At 72.5% G+C, this 19807-nt stretch carries 9 protein-coding genes; 5 read left to right on the top strand and 4 right to left on the bottom strand.

Annotation, left to right across the window (positions count from 1 at the left end; translation table 11 throughout):
• Nucleotides 1–66 precede the first annotated feature (66 nt).
• On the top strand, nucleotides 67–3057 hold the full coding sequence (locus tag ASF50_RS12805; protein ID WP_056904686.1) for a hypothetical protein: 2991 nt from the start codon (nucleotides 67–69) through the stop codon (nucleotides 3055–3057).
• A gap of 630 nt (nucleotides 3058–3687) precedes the next feature.
• Nucleotides 3688–13713, top strand: coding sequence for a hypothetical protein (locus tag ASF50_RS12800; protein ID WP_156718268.1), 10026 nt, complete (start codon nucleotides 3688–3690; stop codon nucleotides 13711–13713).
• An 81-nt stretch (nucleotides 13714–13794) separates the two neighbouring features.
• Here ASF50_RS12800 and ASF50_RS12795 read toward each other — a convergent pair whose 3' ends face one another.
• A complete protein-coding gene (locus ASF50_RS12795; RefSeq protein WP_056904684.1) occupies nucleotides 13795–15129 on the bottom strand; it encodes a hypothetical protein in 1335 nt (444 codons plus the stop codon).
• Complete coding sequence (locus tag ASF50_RS12790; protein ID WP_056904683.1) at nucleotides 15126–15509, bottom strand: hypothetical protein; 384 nt, start codon at nucleotides 15507–15509, stop codon at nucleotides 15126–15128. The genes ASF50_RS12795 and ASF50_RS12790 overlap by 4 nt, the downstream gene beginning before the upstream one ends.
• A gap of 182 nt (nucleotides 15510–15691) precedes the next feature.
• Here ASF50_RS12790 and ASF50_RS12785 point away from each other — a divergent pair, with 182 nt between their 5' ends.
• Complete coding sequence (locus ASF50_RS12785; protein WP_156718267.1) at nucleotides 15692–16315, top strand: hypothetical protein; 624 nt, start codon at nucleotides 15692–15694, stop codon at nucleotides 16313–16315.
• A gap of 126 nt (nucleotides 16316–16441) precedes the next feature.
• A complete protein-coding gene (locus tag ASF50_RS12780; RefSeq protein ID WP_056904681.1) occupies nucleotides 16442–16963 on the top strand; it encodes a hypothetical protein in 522 nt (173 codons plus the stop codon).
• A gap of 250 nt (nucleotides 16964–17213) precedes the next feature.
• Here ASF50_RS12780 and ASF50_RS19920 read toward each other — a convergent pair whose 3' ends face one another.
• Nucleotides 17214–17624: a YidH family protein gene (locus ASF50_RS19920; RefSeq protein ID WP_056862263.1), complete on the bottom strand. Its 411-nt coding sequence runs from the start codon at nucleotides 17622–17624 to the stop codon at nucleotides 17214–17216.
• Between the two features lie 63 nt (nucleotides 17625–17687).
• On the opposite strand from ASF50_RS19920, the gene ASF50_RS12770 reads away from it, so the two are divergent.
• A complete protein-coding gene (locus ASF50_RS12770; RefSeq protein ID WP_056904680.1) occupies nucleotides 17688–18521 on the top strand; it encodes a thioesterase family protein in 834 nt (277 codons plus the stop codon).
• Nucleotides 18522–18541: 20 nt separating this feature from the next.
• Here the strand turns inward: ASF50_RS12770 and ASF50_RS12765 are convergent, their stop codons facing one another.
• Nucleotides 18542–19654: a hypothetical protein gene (locus tag ASF50_RS12765; protein ID WP_056904679.1), complete on the bottom strand. Its 1113-nt coding sequence runs from the start codon at nucleotides 19652–19654 to the stop codon at nucleotides 18542–18544.
• Nucleotides 19655–19807 lie beyond the last annotated feature (153 nt).

Raw genomic sequence — 19807 nt, 5'->3', positions numbered from 1 at the left:
GGGGCCCGGCGAGTCCCCCGGCAGGTGTCGGAGGCTCACTTCACCTTCCGGAAGGAACATCTCCACATGAACAGCAGCGGCATCAAGCGGGGACTGGCCACCACGGCCATCGCCGCCCTCGCGATCACGGGCGTCCCCGCGATCGCTAACGCGGTCCCCCTTTCCTCGGTGGCCGGCGGCGCGGACCAGGTCGTCCTCTACGCCCCCGACGTCGTCAACGTCTCCACCGCCAACGACGGCACCAACACCACCGTCTCCCTTCTCGCCGGCGCCGGCGCCGACGTGGCCTCCGTCGTCTTCCAGTACCAGACCACCGCCTCGGCCGGCGCGTGGATCGACGTGCCCGGCGGCAACGTCGCCCGCGGCGCCGACGGCGCCTTCGGCGTCGACTGGAGCAACATCCCCACCGACCTCCTCGCTGTCCGCGTGGTCGGCGCGGGCGCTGGCGACATCGACTCGCAGACTGCGACGTTCCTCGCGAACACCGCGACCGTCGAGCTCGACACCGAGGGCTCCCTCGGTGTCTTCCAGGCCCCGTACACCGAGGTTGGCCGCGACGGTGACTACGTCGGCGTCACCGGCACCACCTCCGGCACCGCCGTCAACGTCGAGGACCGCAGCAACGCCACCGCTGGTGGCTCCACCGCCGCTACCGTCGGCACCCCCGCCAACGGTGTCAGCCAGTTCAGCGCCGTCTATGACGCGTCGGGCTACCAGTACAGCGGCGGCAACGAGGCCAACCAGATCGTCATGGGCGCCGAGACCGGCACCACCGACGACGCCGAGGCTTCGACCCTCTACGTCCAGACCATCGGCCAGATCACGGCTCGCTCGACCAACACCTCGGTGATCCTCACGGTCACCGACACCCAGGGTCAGCCCGTCGCCGGTGCGCAGATCTTCCAGGCTGACAACGCCACCACGCCGACCACCGGCACGCTGGTGGGTTACACCAACGGCCTCGGTCAGTTCGAGGACACCACGCCTCCCGCCGCCGGCACCGCAGCTGCCTACTACGTCAACGCCAACGACAACGACAACTACGACGCCGCCGTCGACAAGATCGTCAACGTCAACCGCGTGACCCCGGTCGCGACTGCCGTCCAGATCGTCAACGTCCGCAACCGCGCCGCGTTCGACATCGACGAGTTCACCGACGCCGACGACTTCGCCATCGTCGTGCGCGACCAGGCCGGCGACCCGCTGCAGGAGACCGCTGGCGTCGAGTACCGCTACGTCATCGACCCGACTGCCGCAGGTGCTGCCACGCAGACCTCGAACTGGATTCCGCTGACGACCACCAACGGTCGCGCTGCCGTTCCCGCCCTTACCAACGCGCAGTACTCCAACACTGCCGTGTTCCCGGGCAGCACCGCCGGTGCAGTTCTCCCCGCGGGTTCCTACACCCTCGAGGCTCGCCGCCCGAACGTGAACGGCACCGGCCTGGTCAACGCCACGCCGCTGACCGTCTCCGCGGCCGAGTCGGAGATCGACTTCGCTGACGGCAACAACGCCAACGCGACCGTGAACGGTGAGTTCACCGTGACGGGCACCCTGGCCCTCGTCGACGCCGCCGAGACCGGCCTGGCCGGTCGCCTGGTGGACATCGACTACCCGGCGGTCCTGGGCGAGAGCGACTCCCGGATCGCGCCGCAGGCCCAGCAGCCGGCTGGTGTCACGGTGATCGATGGTCAGAACGCCACCGTCACCACCGGCACGGGCGGCAGCTTCAGCATCGTGCTCACGGACCCCGATGTTCCCACCGGCGTGACCCCGCGGCCCGAGTCGCGCACGCTCACCGCCACGGCTTTCGAGGCTCCCAACGACATCACCCCGCTCAAGGGCGACAACGGTGCAGCTGAGGCCGCCACGGCTCCCAACGCCGACGCCAACGCTCAGGAGTCGCTGACCGTCAACTTCCAGCAGGCTGCCGTGGTCAAGCGCATCGACGTCGACACCAGCTCGGTGTTCTTCGGCGACGTGGCCCCCGGCAAGCCGGTCGAGATCAACGTCACCGTCCTCGGCGAGGGCCCGACGGCGTCCGACAACGACGACGTCGTGCTCAACGACTACCCCGTCTCCTTCTCGGCCGACAAGGGCTTCTTCACCACCGACACCGTCGACGGCGTGGGCAACCTCGGTCCCGAGGACCTGGTGCTCGACGCCGACAACGACGACGAGGGCGACCTCTTCGGGTTCTACGAGGACCTCGGTGACGAGGAGACCGTCGACACCGACGAGTCCGGCGACGGCGCGGGCATCGTGGCCGCGATCGAGGACGACGCCGACTTCGACGACGACGGCCTCGCCGAGATGACCGTCACCGTCACCGCCGGTGGCGTGTCCGAGGACGTCGAGGTCACCTTCGACTCCTCCGACTACCTCAACCTGGGCAACGTCACGCTCGAGCGCGCCGACGGCGGCACGGGCGACGTGACCGTGGGCGACGAGGTTCCCTTCTCGCTCACCGCCGAGGACCAGTTCGGCAACCTCGTCCGCGAGGTCGCCCGGGTCACCGACGACACCCCGCTGGCCGACGTGACCACCGACGGCGACTTCGGTGACACCGAGACCGACTTCGAGAACGACAACGCGGGCATCATCGCCACGTCGGACAACGAGGTCGTCCAGACCCTCATGGCCCGCATCGCCGGCGTCTCCGAGGTCCTGGTCGACGAGGACGAGGACCCCGACTACGGTTCGCGTACCGTCACCGAGTCGGCCGCCCCGCTGAACTGGGTCGAGGGCGACGTCGTCACCCCGCCGAACCCGCCCACGGTTGCGACCCTCAGCGCTAACAACAACGGCGCCAAGGCTGACCGCCTGAAGGTTTCGGCTGGCTCGTTTGCTGGTGCCGCCGGCGCCACGGTCGACTTCTTCCGGATCAAGAAGGACGGTTCCCGCAAGCTGGTCGGCACTGCCGTGCTCAGCTCGGACGGTATCGCCAAGGTCAACGCCCCCGACGTGAACGGCAAGCGCTTCACGAAGTACTTCGCCATCGTCAAGGCCACCGCCACCACCACGCGCGACCGCTCCAACAACACCCGGGTCCGCTGATCCAGGTCACCACGTGAGGCTTCAGGGCGGCCTCAGCCGCCCTGAAGTCCTCTCGGGGGCTCGCTCGGGCCCCACACCTCTCCATCACAGCTGCATCCACTGAGCCGGGAGACACAGACGCGGTCCGGGCCATTCTCTGTTGCCGCTGCTTGAGAATGGTCCGGACCGCCTGTCCACCCTAGGCCACTCAGGTCGGTCTGCTGCCGCACCGGGGCGACACACGATGTGTGTCGCCCCGGTGGGCATTTCGTCCGCCGCGGTCCATGGGTGAAGCACCCCCGTGCCATCGCCATTGCGTCGGCCGGCCGGTGGGACGACTGGCCTGCGTCGAATCGACGTCATGGTCGGTCCCGGGGTGCTCTTCGCTGACACCACCGACCACGTCCGAGCCGCCGTCAGCCTGAGCCATGAGCGCGCGAGCAGTACCGACGAACGTGGCGCGGAGAAGGGCCGGAAGCCCCTACCTGGTGGCGCGCGAACTGTCCGCCGATTCGCTGAGAACCATCCGTTTTTACTGTTCTCTCAGGCTCGAATCGACTATGGGCCAGTCGGGTGGGGACGTGGTGAGGTTCTCCTGGCCGAGTGTGCGCAACAGGGGGTTGCCCCGGCCGTGTGAGTCCGGAGTTCCTCGTGCGTGCTTCCCGTCCTGCTGTCCTGCGTCGCTCCCGTCGTCTGCTGGGGGTCGTCGCTGCTCCCACAGCGCTCGCCGTCGCCGCGGCGACCCTGTCGGTCAGTCCGTCCCAGGCGGCCCCGCCGGTCGGTTCGACCTCGGCCTCCGACGTCGTGATCGGCCTGCTCGGCCTGGGCAACGCCCTCGGCGCCGCGGCCCAGCAGCCGGCGCTCGCCGACAGCTTCCCGCTGACCGACCTCTCGGTGCGCGACGTGCTCCAGCTCGACACCGCACTGGGACGCCGGGTCACCGCGGCCGTGCTGAACAAGAACGCCACGCTCGACACCATCGACGACGTCATCTCCGCCGATCCCGCGCTGGAGATGCGCGCCGTGACACCACTGTCCAGCGCCCCCGCCGACAGCATCGAGTGGCTCCTCGACATCGACCTCACCGGCACCGCCCCCGTCGCGCTGACCTACGCCGACGACCGCATGCAGTTCGGAGCCGCCGAGCTGAGCGGCGAGGCCACCGGCCGTCTCACCGGCCAGGTCCGCCTCCGCTTCGACGACTCCGCCGAGGACCTGCGCGAGTTCTCGGTGGTGGGCCAGTCGGAGCTCACCACGCACGTCTGGACCCGCCCGGCCGGCAGTGGCGCGGAGACCGGCCAGGACCTCCCGATCGCCCCCTTCACCGTGCGCGACGGGTTCGTCGAGCTCGCGGCCCAGGGCGCCGGTCGCATCGACACCACCACCGTCCTGCGGCTGCGCGACCCCAACGGCCGCGGTGCGCTGACCACCGAGGACCTCCAGCTCAGCGACCCCGCCGAGATGTTCGCGACCCGCCGGCTCCCCGGCGCCGACGACGTCTCGATGGACGTCTCGCTCACCAGCGACCTTCTCGACGGTGGCCCGCACGGCGACGTCAGCGTCGGCACCCGTGCCGCCGACGCCGAGACGCCCTACGCGACGCCCGTCATCACCCGCGAGACCTCCCTCGAGCAGCTCACCGCCCTGACCCGCACCCAGGCACTCACCGGCTTCACCCAGTACGCCACTGCCCTGCGCAGCGCCGAGGGTGCCGCCGACGCCGAGCTGCCCCTGCTCGACGCGAACCTGTCCGATCTGTACTCACCGGCCGACGACCTCATCGAGCTGCTCAGCCAGCAGGCCACCGCGACCATCACCTGCGGCGCCGCCGACACCAACCCGCCGAGCGGCGCCCCTCGCCCCGGTCAGGTGCAGTACTGCCAGGCCACGACCACCGGGGTGAGCGTCGACGACGGCGCCACCGTCACCTGGGACTCGCCCGATCCCTCGGTCGCCATCACCGGGGTCACCGGCGCCACCGTCGGCACCGCCCCCACCGACAACGTCGAGGTCACCGGCGGCGGCGGCTTCCCCGTCCTCACCACGAGCTTCGTCAGCAACGGCGAGAAGCGCACCGCGCGCACCGTCACCGGCTCGATCCAGGAGCTGGGTCGCGCCATCGGCGACCTCGGCCTCGACGGCACCGTGTCCTACGCCCCCGACACCCGCGCCCTCGAGGTGGCCGTCCGCCAGGACGACGCCGCCTCCCGCAGCGTCGACGTGCTCACCGGCGGCAGCGGCAGCCTCGCGCCGCTCACGGGGCTCACCGGTCTCTGCCAGGCCCTCGTCGCCGACGGCGTGCGCTCCTGCCCGAAGACCGGCGACGCCCCCGGCGCCGTCGAGCCGCCCGCGGGCGCCGCCACGGTCGCCACCGCCGGGCGCTACCTCGAGGCCACCTTCGGTCTCGGTCTCGTCGACCCCGCCCCCCTCGAGGAGGGCGACCAGCCGAGTCTCGCCGAGGCCGACCAGGTCCCCGTGGCCTACCTGAAGCCCGGGGCCGACGGCAAGCTGTGGGAGATCGGATCGGTCGACGCCGGCCTCGACGGCGACACCGCCATGGCCGCTCGCATCGGCTTCCTCAAGGTCGACGTCGACGTCACCGACTACGACCTCACCCAGGCCGCCGGGCAGCCTGCTGCCCGCGTCACCGTGCCCACCGGCACGGTCGACCTCGAGTACGGCCAGGTGGCCGACGCGCTCCCCGTCGCCGATCTCCTCGACGACGGCCAGAGCACCGTGGTCGCCGAGCCCGAGGGCTCGGTCGCCCTGAGCGCCACCGCCTCCCTCGACGTCGCCGACGCGCCGACCATCGCCACCGGCGGCGGGGCCGGGGAGCGCCTGGTCGGTTCCGACGGCACCATCGACGCCACCTGGGCCACCCTGGCCGCCGGCGCCCTGCCCACGGTCACGACCGGCGGCGCCTACGACGACCTGCGCCTGCTCGACCTCGTGCCCTCGCGCAACGGCACCATGGGGGAGACCTCCGACGGCGCCACCCTGGTCGACGAGACCGCCGACTTCTACACGCAGTTCGGCGTCACCGACGACACCGCCGCCGAGGACCGCGTGGTCAACCGTCAGCTCTACGACCTGGCGCCCACCGACCCGACCGCGAGCATCTGCACGCAGTTCACCGTCGACACCGCCACCACCGTGACCTGCACCGACGGTCCGCTGGCCGAGGTCGGCTTCACCGCCGGCCACCCCTACGTGATCAACGGCGACCCCGAGGCGCTGCGCGACAAGCTCATCGACGACTACGCCGCGGTGCTGCTGTCCTTCGCCTCGCCCGCCCCCGAGCTCGGCGCCGACCAGACGCTGCCGCTGCTCGACGTCGTGCCCTCCGAGCTCAACCGCGCCCGCCAGGGCCTCAACGCCGTGCTGCTCGGGCTCCAGGGCTCGGCCACCGGCACGGCGGCGCCCGCCGACACCCAGGACGTCTCGACCCTGCAGGCCTTCGCCGCCGCCATCCCGGCGATCGCGCCGGGCACCGAGGCGACCTTCGGCCTCGACGGCGACCGTCTCAGCTTCGCCACCACCCGCAGCGAGAGCGACCAGAGGGACAGCGTGCCGCTGCGCCTGGCCGCCGGTGAGAGCCAGCTGCGCATCGTGACCGACGCCGTCGACGACGACGGGGTCCGCAAGCCCGCCCAGGTCCTCCTCGGCTCGGAGTCGAGCGCCACCGTCGACCTCACCGTCGACCTGGCCACCGCCACCTCGTTCGTCGGCTCCGACACCCGCACCGTCGAGACCGTCACCGACGTCGCCTCTGCCGACGTCGCCGCCCTGGGCGGCAAGGACGCCGAGTACGGCTCGGCCGCGCTGACCGTCGGCGCCACCGGCTCCGACCTGCGCATCGGCGTCACCGTCACCACCGAGTCCGGCAGCACCGAGGCCCTCGTGCCGCTCGCCGACTTCCGAGACTCCCTGACCCAGGACCGTGCCCTCGCCGGCTCGGCCCAGCAGTGCCCCGGCAACGCCGGGGGCGCCGACGTCGCCGCCTGCGCGACGGTGCCGCTCGACGGCTCCGACACGGTGCGGCTCGACCTCAAGGCCACCGACAGCTCCGGCGGCACCGGTGCCGACCTGGCCAACCAGCCGCTCGCCACGCAGTTCCTGGTCGACGCCCTCAGCGGCTTCGACCGCACCCTGGGCGACTCCCTCGACGGCGAGCTCGCCGGGGTGACGATGCCGCTGGTCGGCGCCGACCTCGACGCCGCCGCCGACATCCCGGCCGCCGTCCGTGCCTTCAGCGGCGCGGCCCGCCAGGCCCTCGACGTCGAGTCGGTCACCGACATCGCCACCACCGCCGACGCCAGCACCCTCGAGACCGCCGTCGAGGACGCCCTGAACGGCATCGACGACACCCCCGAGACCACCCTCGCCCCCGTCGACGTGACCCTGCGCTGCACCAGCTCGTGCACGTCGTCGTCGAAGGTCTCCGACGTCACCTCGATCTCGGCTCCCCTGGCGCTGAGCGGCACCGTCATCGGGGAGCCCGTCGCCTTCGACGCCGGCCTGCCCGGTGTCTCGATCGACACCGTCGGCGAGGTCGTCACCACCGTCGACTGGGACCTCTCGGTCACCGTCGGCATCCAGAAGGGCACCGGCCCCTACCTGCAGCTGCCCGACACCTCCACTCCGCTGACCGCGACCGTCGAGGCACGGCTGCCCGCGCGCACCGACGACAGCTGCCACGCCTGGACGCGTGCCTCCTACTGGGAGGCGGAGGCCGGAGCCGGCTCCGTGCCCGCCCCGACCGCTGCCCGATGCATCGACGCCGTGGTCGGCACGATGCCGAGCGTGCTCGTCGACCTCGGCGGCACCGGCCTGCAGGCCGACGTGGCGGTCGAGATCGACGCCGCCGACGCCAACGGCAACGACGGGCGGGTCTACCTGCCCTCCATCTACGACCGCGAGCTCGGCTTCACGACCTCGGCCGCCGGCACCGGAGGCCTCGACGTCTACTCCGAGTCCTTCGCAGGCGAGCTCGGCTTCTTCGACACCGTCGGGGCCATCTCGCTGACCTGGGAGGACGGGGAGTTCTCCGACCTGTCCTTCGACAACACCTACCTCGACGCCACGACCTTCTACAAGGCCGTCGGCGAGGGCTTCGGCAAGGCCCGCCAGTGGCTGGCCCCGCTCAACCCGGTCGTGGAGACGCTCAGCGCACCGATCCCGGTCATCAACGACCTCGCCACCCTGGTCGGAGCAGGGCCTGTCTCGATGCTCTCGATCCTGGTCAAGCGCTACCCCAACCTCGGCCTCATCACCAACCTCATCGCCTTCCAGCAGCTCGTCGGCAACCTGCCCGAGCTCAAGGACGAGCCCGAGCTGGTCAGCCTGAGCAGCATCGACGAGGGCGGCAGCTTCGAGATGGACGCCGAGTCCCTCAAGGTCGGCTCCTGCTCGTCCACCGCGGTGGAGAAGCTCGACGACGGCTCCACCAAGACCGAGAAGAGCAGCAAGAGCAACGTCGGCGCCGAGTCGGCCTGCGACGTCGAGGACGAGGACGAGAAGAAGGGCGAGGAGGGCGCCGAGGTGCCCGCCGAGGAGGAGCAGGAGAAGCCCAAGACCGTCACCGAGGTCTCGAGCGAGGCCTACTTCGACCTGCCCAGCATCAGCGTGCCCGTGCTGCAGGACTCCGAGCAGGTCTACAACCTGCTGCTCGGCGAGGGCGACGCCACCCTGCTCTACGTCGACCTCGGCCACCTCGGCTTCAACGTCGGCGTCTCGCGCAGCTTCGGCCCCTTCATGGTCGGCCCCGTGCCGGTCAGCGCCTCCATCGGCGGCGAGATCGGCATCGACGGCCGCATGGCCTTCGGCTTCGACACCCGCGGGCTGACCCAGAAGATCGAGGCCATCGACCCCGGCGCCACCGACCAGCTCACCGGCGGTGGGTCGGTCTTCAAGGACGGCTTCTACATCGACGACCTCGAGGAGGGCGACGACGTCCCCGAGATCGAGCTCACCTTCACCGTCGAGGCCGGCGCCGCGGTCAGCATCGGCTTCGCCGAGGCCGGCATCAAGGGCGGCGTCGTGCTCGACCTGGGCCTGGACGCCTTCGACCCCGACGGCAGCGGCAAGATCTACACCGACGAGTTCATCGGGGCGAGCGCCGGTCCCAGCTGCGCCTTCAACGTCTCGTCGGGGATCGTCTTCTTCCTGCAGTTCTACTTCAGCATCGACCTCTTCCTCTTCTCCATCGAGGAGGAGTTCGACATCGTCCGCAGCCCCCGCATCACCCTCTTCGAGTTCAACTGCGCCACCGAGGAGCCCGTGCTCGCCAAGCGGGTCGGCAACGACCTGCGCCTGCTGATCGGAGACTCATACGCCGGCGAGCGCAAGGTCTACACCAGCCAGCAGAACGAGAAGTTCACCGTGCGCCAGCTCAGCCCGACCCGGGTGGAGGTGACCGCCTTCAACATCGTGCAGGAGTACGACGTGCCCGCCAGCGGGCGGATCCTCGCCGACGCCGGCAGTGGCAACGACATCGTGCGGCTCTACCCCGGACAGCTGCTGAGCACCGACGGCGGATCCACCAAGGTCACGACTGTGCCGGTCACGACACAGGCCGTCGTCAACGGTGGCGCCGGAAACGACGCCGTCGTCACCGGCGGTGGTGCCGACACCGTCACCGGCGGCTCGGGCAACGACACCGTCGACGCCGGCGACGGCGAGGACACGGTGAGCGACGAGTCCGGCAACGACATCCTCGACGGCGGTGCCGGTCGCGACGACGTAGACGGCGGCGCGGGCGACGACCGCACCAGCGGCGGCCCCTCGACCGACGAGGTCAAGGGCGGCGACGGCAACGACGTCGTCGAGGGCGGCCTCGGCATGGACGTCGACTCGCTCTTCCCGACCGACGACGACGCCGCGATCGCGGCCCTGGTCGACTCCGGCGACGTCCTCGTCGGCGGCAACGGCTCCGACACCGTCAACGGCGGCGACGGGTCCGACCTCACGGTCGGCGGCGCCTACGACACCGCAGGCATCCGACGCGACCAGAGCGTCACGATCACCGTGAGCTCCGCGAGCGGCACGCAGATCATCGACAACAACGTCTCCGTGCTCACCGTGGCGCTCCCGACGGAGAGCGCGGTCCTGGAGTCCTGCGGGGAGCAGGGGGCGGCCAGCGACGGCGGGGTCGACTCCGTCACCGGCGGCGACGCCCGTGACTACGTGCTCGGCGGTGCCGGCCCGGACACCCTCTCCGGGGGTGGCGACTCCGACATCGTCTGCGGGCGCGGCGGGGACGACCTCCTCGACGGCGACGGCTCCGACGTGCTGATCGACGACCAGGGCGACGACCTCGTCCGTGGTGGCGACGGTCGGGACCGCATCTACGGCTCCGCCGGCACCGACACGCTCTCCGGCGACGCCGGGGACGACCTGGCCCGCGGTGGCGAGGGTGACGACACCCTCGCCGGCGGCACGGGCAGCGACCTGCTCGTGGGCGACGCCGGGGACGACGTGGTCAAGGGCGAGCCCGCCGACCCGTCGGCTCCGCTGGGCGCCGGTCGCTCCATCGTGTGCCGCCCGTCCACGAGCATCGTGGTCGGTATGGTCGACCTCAACGGCGACCTCTCCGGCACGGCCGAGGACGACGGTCAGCTCGAGGGTCTGCAGGTCACCGACGGCTACGTGATGGCCGCCGGCGGCGGACGCTACTCCGGGGTCCTCTCCGGAATCGTGTTCAGCGACGGGCGCGCCGACCTCGACGGCAACGGCAAGGTCGAGGGCCGGCCGGCAGGCGGCGCCGTGCTCGGCGACACCGGGACCGTGGAGCTCGCCGGCCTCACCGGCGCCACCGGCGACGGCGACTGCGTGCTTGGTGGCGAAGGCACCGACGAGCTCGACGGCGGCGCCGGAGGCGACTTCGTCGACGCCGGCGAGGGCGACGAGACCAAGATCCGTGGCGGCGTCGGCGACGACTTCGTGCGCGGTGGCGACGGCGCCGACCTGCTCCACGGCGACGCTGGCAACGACCTGGTCTCCGGCGACGCCGACGGCGACATCCTCTACGGCGACGCCGGCAACGACGTCGTGCGCGGCAGCTCCGGCACCGACCTCCTCGCCGGCGGCAGCGACACCGCCGGCGTGGCCGACGGCGCCGACGAGGTGCTCGGAGACGGCAGCGTCGACGTGGTCGCGGGCGGCAACGCCGCCCTGGCCTTCAAGCCCGGAGTCTCCGGCTCGATCGTCGACGGCGTCGACGCCACCCTCCTGGCCACCCCGGCCTCGGGTGACAACGACAAGCTCTACGGCGGCTACGCCTCCGACTGGGTCTTCGGCCAGGCCGGCGACGACCAGGTCTTCGGTGGGCCCGACGACGACAACGTCGAGGGTGGCAACGGCGCCGACCTCGTGCAGGGCGACGACGGTGCCGACCTCCTCGTCGGTGGATCCTCGACCTCCGGGCCGTTGACCCTCAACCGCTCCGGTGCGGGGCAGGCCGACGGCGCCGACACCCTCGTCGGCGACGAGGGCGTGGACGAGATCGAGGGCCAGGACATCCTGGCCGGCGACAACGCCAAGCTCGTGCCGCCGTCGCAGAACGCCGCGGCCGCGCGCACCTGGTGGGCACGGATCCGTCCGACCGTGGGCATCACGCTCTACGACACCGCCACGACCCAGGCCCCGGCCACGGCCGTCTCGGGCGCCGACACGCTCTACGGCAACGGTCAGGACGACCTGCTGCTCGGCCAGGGCGGCAACGACACCGTCTACGGCGGCGACGGTATCGACGCCGTCGAGGGCGCAGCCGGCGGCGACACGCTCTTCGGCGAGGCCGGCGACGACCACCTCATCGGCGGGTCGTGGGCGGCCGGCTCCTACGACGGGGTCTCCACCGACACCGTCGACGGCGGCGAGGGCAACGACCTCGTCCTCGGCGACAACGGCACCGTCACGGGCGCAGGCACCACGGCCGACCCCGCCAAGGTCACCCTGCTCAACTACCCCGCCATCGGCGGCACTGCCCCGGTCTCCACCTACGGCCCCGACCGCCTCGGCGGCGGCGTCGGCGACGACCTCGTCTTCGGCCAGGGCGGCGACGACGAGCTGCGCGGCGGCGACGGCTACGACGGGCTCGAGGGAGGCGCCGGCAACGATGCCCTCTTCGGCGAGCTCGGCGACGATGCGCTGACCGGTGGTAGCTCCTCGCGCGACGGGGTCATCGTTCCGACACGATTCGCGAACGGCCAGCTCGACGGGGCGGACAGCCTCAACGGTGGCGAGGGTGACGACGTCCTCGCAGGTGACAACGCACGTGTGATCCGCCGTGACGACACACGCGCCGATGGGACGACCTACCGATCAGTGGTCCTCTTCGACACGGACCGCGCCGACGGTCGGGTCGCGTCTGGCCTGGGGGGCTCGGACACCCTGGCCGGCGACACCGGAAAGGACCTGCTCTTCGCGCAGCTTGGGGACGACACCGTCGCCGGCGGCGACGGCGACGACTACGTCGAGGGCGGCCCCGGTGGAGACACCATTTCTGGTGGCCTGGGAGAGGACGACCTCATCGGCGGGGGCTCGACCTCTACTGGGGCAGTCATCGACTCGTCGAGCGCTTCAGACCGGTTGCTGGTGAAGCCGACGAGCTCGACGGACGCCTCTGCGTCCGCCATGGTCGACGGCAACGACACGATCGACGGCGGCGACGGGCCCGACGTGGTCCTCGGCGACAACGGTCGGATCACGCGTGACGCCGCTGGCACGACCATCCTCGGTGGAGCGGGTGGCAGTCGGGTGGTGAGGCACGTCGCCATGGGTGACTCCGCACCCGGCGTGTGGGCCGGAAGCGACACTCTCATCGGTGGGGCGGGCGACGACGACCTCTACGGTCAGTTCGATGCGACCGGCACCACCCGCCTCCAGCAGATCTGGTCGGGCAAGGTCGTGGAGGGTGATGTGCTCGACGGCGGCTCAGGTGAGGACGCGCTGATCGGCGACCAGGGCATCGATGTGCCCACGCCGGCGAACGCGTTCGGACGCACCAACGCGGTGCTGTCGGACCGCACCGGATTCGTCAGCGAGACTGTGCGACCCACTGGATCGCTGGTCCGCGTGGTCACGACGACCCAGCCGGGCACCGGCGGCGCGGATCTCCTCCTCGGAGGTGTCGGCAACGATTCCGTCCACGGCGGGGCCGGCAACGACGTGGTCAACTCCGGAGACGGCGACGACGTGGCGTTCGCAGGTTCGGGAGACGACGCAGTCTGGGGCGGCATCAACCACGACCGACTCTTCGGAGGATCGGGTGACGACTTCGTCGACGCCAAGATCATGAGCCGCTTCACTCCGCTGTGGACCGCTGCCGCACCGGTGCAGGACACCGACGGCCGGGTCGCCACCGTCAACGGTGTCGACACCATCTACGGCGGAGCGGGGCATGACGCGATGCAGGCCGACCCGGGCGACATGGGCCGCGACGTCGGTGACCGTCTGATCGACTGGACCAGCACGTACAACGTCACCCTCATCTGCGGGGAGCGCAACGGGCTGGGCCGAGCGATCGACACCTACGAGGCGTCCATGGTCACGTTCCTCCAAGCGCTCGCTCTCCAGACGGGCTCGGTGGGACCCGAGGAGCTCGCACTCGTCGACAACGGGGCGGAGCGGACTCCTGGCCACCCTCTGCGCAACCCGCTGGTCTGCGAGTCGCGATAGGGGACCGGCCTAGATAAAGAACGTCGGCCCTCACCCTGAGGTGGGGGCCGACGTTCTCTTCTCGACCAAGATGGCCGAGTGCTACTTCAGCACCGTGGTGCCGGAGTCCTCGTCGTCGATCCAGTCCTGGCCGTCGTCCCAGAAGTCCTCGCCGCCGGCGCCCTTCTTCTTGTCCTTGCTGCCGCGCCCGGCGCCACCGCCGGCCCCGGCCACGCCGCGACCGCCGGCCCCGCGGCCCCCGGCGCCGGTGCCACCGCGCGCGGCCCCACGGGCCCCGCTGCGGCTGCCGCCACGACCGCCCGCACCGGCGGCGCCCGCCGTACGGGCTCCGCCCGTAGAGCCGGGAGCGACCGCCGCGCCGCGGCCCAGGGCGCCCGAGGCGCCCGTGCGGGCCGACGCGCCGATGGCGCCGGCCTTCGTGGCGGCGTTGGAGAGCGAGCCGGTCAGGCCGCTGAAGGCGCCGCTCTTGATGCCGCCCAGGAGCGCGCCGCCCCCGATGGCGCCGGCGGCCACGCCGCCCGCGACACCGCCGGGGAAGCCGCCGCCCGTGCTGCCGCCCGAGCCGCCGGTGCCCGTGCCCGACGCGCCGCCGTCGGTCCAGGAGCCGGGGTCACCGATGTCGGGGTCGGTGCCGTCGGGGACCTCCGGCTCGCCGGTGATCGGCGGCTCGGTGATGATCGGGGGCTTGGGCTCCTCGGGGTCGACCGGGTCGATGATCGGGTCGCGGTCACGATCCGGGTCGCGGTCACGATCGGGATCGCGGTCGATCCGGCCGCCCTCGTCGGGGCGCCACGTGCTGTTGCCCCCGCCGCCTCCGCCGGAGCCGTCGCCGTAGGGGTTGTCGCCGCCGCCACCGCCGCCGTTCCTCGTGCCGGGGAGGGGCTCGGGGTCGGGGATCTTGTGGATGTCCTTGAAGATGGTGATCGGCTCGTCGTAGTCGGCCTCCATCTGGTCCGCGATCTCGCGGGCGCGCTGCTCGCGGGCCTGCTCGCGTTGAGCCGCCAGGGTCGCGGAGTTGTCGGCCGTGGTCTTGGCCTGGTCGTTCTCCGCCTGGGTCTTCTCCGGGTCGGGCGTGTAGGTGATCGGCGTCAGGGACGGCAGCTCGGTGTCGATCTTGTCGCGGGCCTCGCGGGCCTTGATCACGCCGTCCTTGGCCATCTCGAGCGCCAGCTTGCCGCGGAAGGCCTCCGTGCCACGCTCGCGCATGCGGTCGGCGGAGGCACTGAGGGCGTTGAACATGGCGGGACCGGTCTCGCCTCCGATGTCCACCCCGTTCTGGGCGGCCGTCGCGAGGTGGATGGCCACCCTGTTGAGCACCTCGGAGACGTTCTCCCACGCCGTGACGCCGTTGGTGATGGCGTCGTCGCTCGACTGGTCGACGGCCTGGTCGAGGCGCGTCCGCTCGGTGCCCTTCATCGGTTCTCCAGGTTCTGGTTGATCGCTTCCACCGCGTCGGTGCTGCTCTGGATCTGCGCCAGGGCCTCCGCGGAGTGCGTGTCGGTCGTGTTGGTCCCGTCGCGGAACGTCTGGACCGCCTCGATGTAGATGTTCATCGCCTGCCGGAGGTCCACCAGGCTGTCGCGGAGGTAGTCCTTGGCCTTGTCGGCGTGTCCGCTGAGCTCGGTGCCTCGCGGCAGCGAGCCGAACGACGACCCGGCCGCCCAGTCCAGGTCGGTGGAGCTGAGGTCTCCCTCGCCCGTGCTCAGCTCGTCGAGGATGCCCTCGATGACGCCGTAGTCGATGATGAGCTCCTGCAGGGCACCTACGAGCCCTGGCAGTGGCGTGGTGTCGCTCATGAGCGCGTCCTCCTGGGACAGTCGAGGTGTCGTGGGCTCAGGGTGTGGCCGAGACGCTCCTTCCCCTCGCGCTGCGACTTCTAACGTCCTCGACATAAGTCGTCCGCCCCGCGTGCGCTCCCTCGGCCGGCAGGGCCTCCCGCGGGCGGCTGCGCCCGTGGGGGGTCTGGCACGCTGTGGCCATGCTGTCCCGTGCGCGCACCGTCCTGCTGTCCCTGACCGCCGCTGCCGTCGCGATGACCGGCGTCGCGTGCTCCGACAACGGCTCGGGAGACGATCCCGACCCGTCCTCGACCGCGGCGGCGTCCCCCACCGACGCCGGCTCCGCGGGCTCCACCAGCGCCCCGGCGGAGCCCTCGGAGCCCTCGGAGCCCTCGGAGCCCTCGGAGTCCGAGGCGCCCGCCGGCACCGAGCTGCGGATCGAGGGGATCTCCGTCGTCGCGCCCCAGGGTGCGAAGCCCCAGGAGCTGGGCGAGGGGCTGATCAGCGCCGACTACGCCGACGGGTCCTTCGTCAACGCCGGGTCGATCCCCGACTACGGCGGGTCGCTGCGCGAGCTGGCCCAGACCGCCGCCGAGACCTCGCGCTTCCCGACCCCGCCCACCGTGCTGGCGCCGGTGGAGTACGTCGGACAGCGCTGGTGGCACCTCGCCGGGCCGGCCGGCCTGGGCGACCGGGTGGAGTCGTTCGGCACCAGCACGGGGGAGTACGTCGTCTACGTGGAGTTCGGCATCCCGCAGGGCACCAGCCGGGCCGACGCTCAGGAGCGGATCGAGTCGGTGATGGGGAGCGTCGAGCTCGGCTGAGGTGTGACGCCGCTGCGCCCGGGGGAGGGTGGGGGCATGAGGTCGTACCGCCTGGCCGCTGCTGCGGTCGTCTCCTGCTGCGGCGTACTGGTCTCGGGGTGTGGGGGCGGCTCTGAGGACGACCCTGTGGACACGGCGCAGTCTTCGACGTCCTCGGCTGGTCCGACCGGCGCATCCTCGGGGCCGCCCTCGGCTGACTCCGATCCGACCGACGATCCCGCCACCGGCGAGCGGGTCGAGATCCCCGGCCTGAGCGTCAACGCCCCCGAGGGCACGACGGTCGAGCCGATCAGCGACGACCTGGTGCAGGTCGGCTTCTCCGGCGCGACCACCGACGCGATGCAGATCGCCTCCATCCCGTCCTACGGCAGCACGCTGCGCGAGCAGGCCGACATCTTCCGCGAGACCGCGCCCTACGGACCCGACCTCGAGTCGCAGCAGCCGGTGGAGTACGCCGGGACGCGGTGGTGGCACCTCGCGGGCTCCGCCGACGGTGGCACCGGCCTGGGCACGACGGCCGAGGTCTTCGGCACGACCTCGGGCGAGCTGCAGGTCTACGTCGTCTTCGAGCTCGACCGCAGCGTCTCCGACGCCGAGGCGCAGGAGCGCGTCGAGTCGGTGATGGGCAGCGCCGAGCTGACGGGGTGACGCGCCGACCGGTCGGCGGGCGTGGTTTCGAGACGGTCGCTGGCGCTCCCTCCTCAACCACCGGGGGCGGGTGGCGCTGCCTCCTCGACGACCGGGGGTGGTTTCGAGACGGTCGCTGGCGCTCCCTCCTCAACCACCGGGGCCGGGTAACGCTGCCTCCTCGACCACCGGGGGTGGTTTCGAGACGGTCGCTGGCGCTACCTCCTCAACCACCGGGGCCGCTGGCGCTGCCTCCTCGACCACGGCGCGGTCAGGCGCTGAGCAGGACCACGACGGCGAGGAGCAGCGAGACGCCGACGACGGCGGCGGTCATCAGCAGGCCCAGGCCGAAGGCGGGCAGGGGGCGGCCGGTGCGCATCGCGCGCTCGACGCGCGCCCAGCGGGCCAGCGCGACCGCGGTGGTCAGCCCGCCGAGGAGCACCAGCACCACGACGAGGGTCAGCCGCAGCCACGTCGGCTCCGGCACCCCCAGCGACGACAGCGCGACGCCGCCGGCGAGCAGGGCCAGCGAGGTGCGCACCCAGGCGAGGAAGGTGCGCTCGTTGGCGAGGACGTAGCGCGGGTCGGGCTCCTGGCCCTCGCCGTAGACCCACGCGGGGCGGCGCGGGCGCTCCTGCCCACGGGGGCTCTCGCCGGGAGCGGGGGAGGCGGACGCGGGCACGCGACCATCGTGCCGCACGACCGCGGGCGCGGGAGGGTCGGCGGCGGGCGGTAGCGTCCGGCCATGACCGCAGGCCTCCCCCCGACCTCCGAGTTCGACACGCAGACCGCCGTCACGGCGCAGGGCGAGGGGCGCTACGCCGCCGACCTCGCCGCCGGGTGGAAGGTCGGGGGCGGCCTCAACGGCGGCTACCTGCTGGCCACCCTCGGCACCGCCGTGCGCGCCGAGCTGGCCGAGCGCGGCAAGCCCGACCCGCTGGTCATCAGCGCCTACTACCTCTCCGCCGCGACCGCGGGGCCGGCCGAGGCCCAGGTCGCCGTACGCCGCGACGGCGGCCGCGTCGCCACCGTCGCCGCCGACCTCGTGCAGGACGGGCAGACCCGCATCACCGCGCTGGCCACCTACGGCGACCTCGCCCGCGCCACCGACGACGTGCGCACCACCGCCGTCGAGCCCGAGCTCCCGCCGCTGGAGCAGTGCGTGCGCAACACCGACGCCCCGCCCGAGGTGCGCGCGATGGCGCCGCTGATGGAGCGCTTCGACATGCGCTTCGCCCCCGAGAGCGCCGGCTGGGCGGTCGGCGCGCCGAGCCGCCGCGGGGAGATCGCCGCGTGGTTCCGCCTGCACGACGACCGCGAGCCCGACCCGCTCTCGCTGCTGCTCGTCGTCGACGCCCTGCCGCCGGTGACCTTCGACCTCGGGCTCATGGGCTGGGCCCCCACCGTCGAGCTCACCGCCCACGTGCGCGCCCGGCCCGCCCCTGGCTGGCTCAAGGTGCGCCACGCCACCCGCAACCTCGCGGGCGGCATGTTCGAGGAGGACTGCGAGGTCTGGGACTCCTCCGGGCGCCTCGTGGCCCAGGCGCGCCAGCTCGCGATGGTGCCGCGCGGGGCCTGAGCCGCCTGCGGGCGCGGGCGTCAGCGGGGCACGCGCAGCTCGCAGATCCAGCGGCGGCGGGGGTGCTCGGTGACGGTCCAGAGCCGGTCGTCGGCGGGGGTGTCGCCGGGCCAGACGGCGAGGTCCTCCGGACCCATCGGGGTCGCCCAGCGTCGGGGCCGCCAGGGGTCGGCGGCGTCGGGAGAGGCGCCGGTGACCAGGGTGCCCGGGGTCCAGGGGCCGTGGGAGGTCGTCACGTGCCAGCGCCCGCGCGAGACCACCGCGCCCTGCATGCCGGCCACCCCGCTGTCGTGCACCGACAGCGGCCGGGCGCGTCCGTCGTCGCCGACCACGGGGGCGCCCTCGGGGGTGAGGGCGAAGCGGGCCAGGCGCCGGGTCCGGCGGCCCCTGGCGTACTCGCCGACCACCAGCTCCGGGCCCGCCGCGGGCGCGGCGGACGACGCGGGTGACGCGGGTGACGCGGGGGAGGCGTCGACGGAGAGGAACGAGTAGCGCAGCGGCTCGACGCCCTCACCCGAGCCGGCGGCGTGGCCGCGCCGCACGGGCAGCACCCAGCGGTGGCCGAAGGTCTCCGCGCGGCGACCGGCCGGCACCTCGACGACGTCGTCGACCCGGGCGCTCCAGAAGCCCTTCGCGGTGGCGGCGACGTGCAGCCACGACCCCACCCACGCGATGCCGCCCGCGTGCACCTGCAGCGGCTTCCACGACCCGTCGGCCTGCGCGCGCACCAGCAGGACGTGGTCGTAGCGGCGCGCCTCGAGGTCGACGACGCTGATCCGCGAGCCCTGGTTGCCCGGCGGCGTGGGGTCGCCGGGCATCGTCTTGGCGTACCAGCTGATTATCAGCACCCGTCCCGGCACCGGCGCCTCGGCCGCCCCCGCCGCGGCGTCGGCCGACGACGTCACCCCCTGCGGCCACCAGCGGGGGTCGCGCCGGTCGGGCCCCTGCCACGTCCACGAGCGTCGCGCCGCGAGACCCGGCGACAGGGTCCGCCGCAGGCGCCGGCCCTCGTGCGGCAGGGCGGCCACCAGTCCCGCGACACCCGCGCGCCGCCCGCCGTACGACGAGACGAGCGCGTCGATCGCGGGGCCCGCGTCGCGGCCGGGGGTGAGCCAGAGGTCGGGGTCGGTCACGGGGTCCTCCTGGTCGACGGGCGGGGCTCCAGCCTGGCAGGTCGTCCTGGTCGGGCTGACCGGGACGGGTCGTCGAGAGGGAGGAGCGCCAGCGACGAGCGTCTCGCGATCACCGTCGGGCCGGTGGTTGAGGAGGGAGGAGCGCCAGCGACG

Source organism: Nocardioides sp. Leaf307 (genome assembly GCF_001423135.1).
In the GTDB taxonomy this organism is placed as follows: Bacteria; Actinomycetota; Actinomycetes; order Propionibacteriales; family Nocardioidaceae; genus Nocardioides; species Nocardioides kribbensis.
The sequence above is the reverse complement of the archived record's forward strand: the minus strand, read 5'-3'. Positions and strand labels throughout refer to the sequence as shown.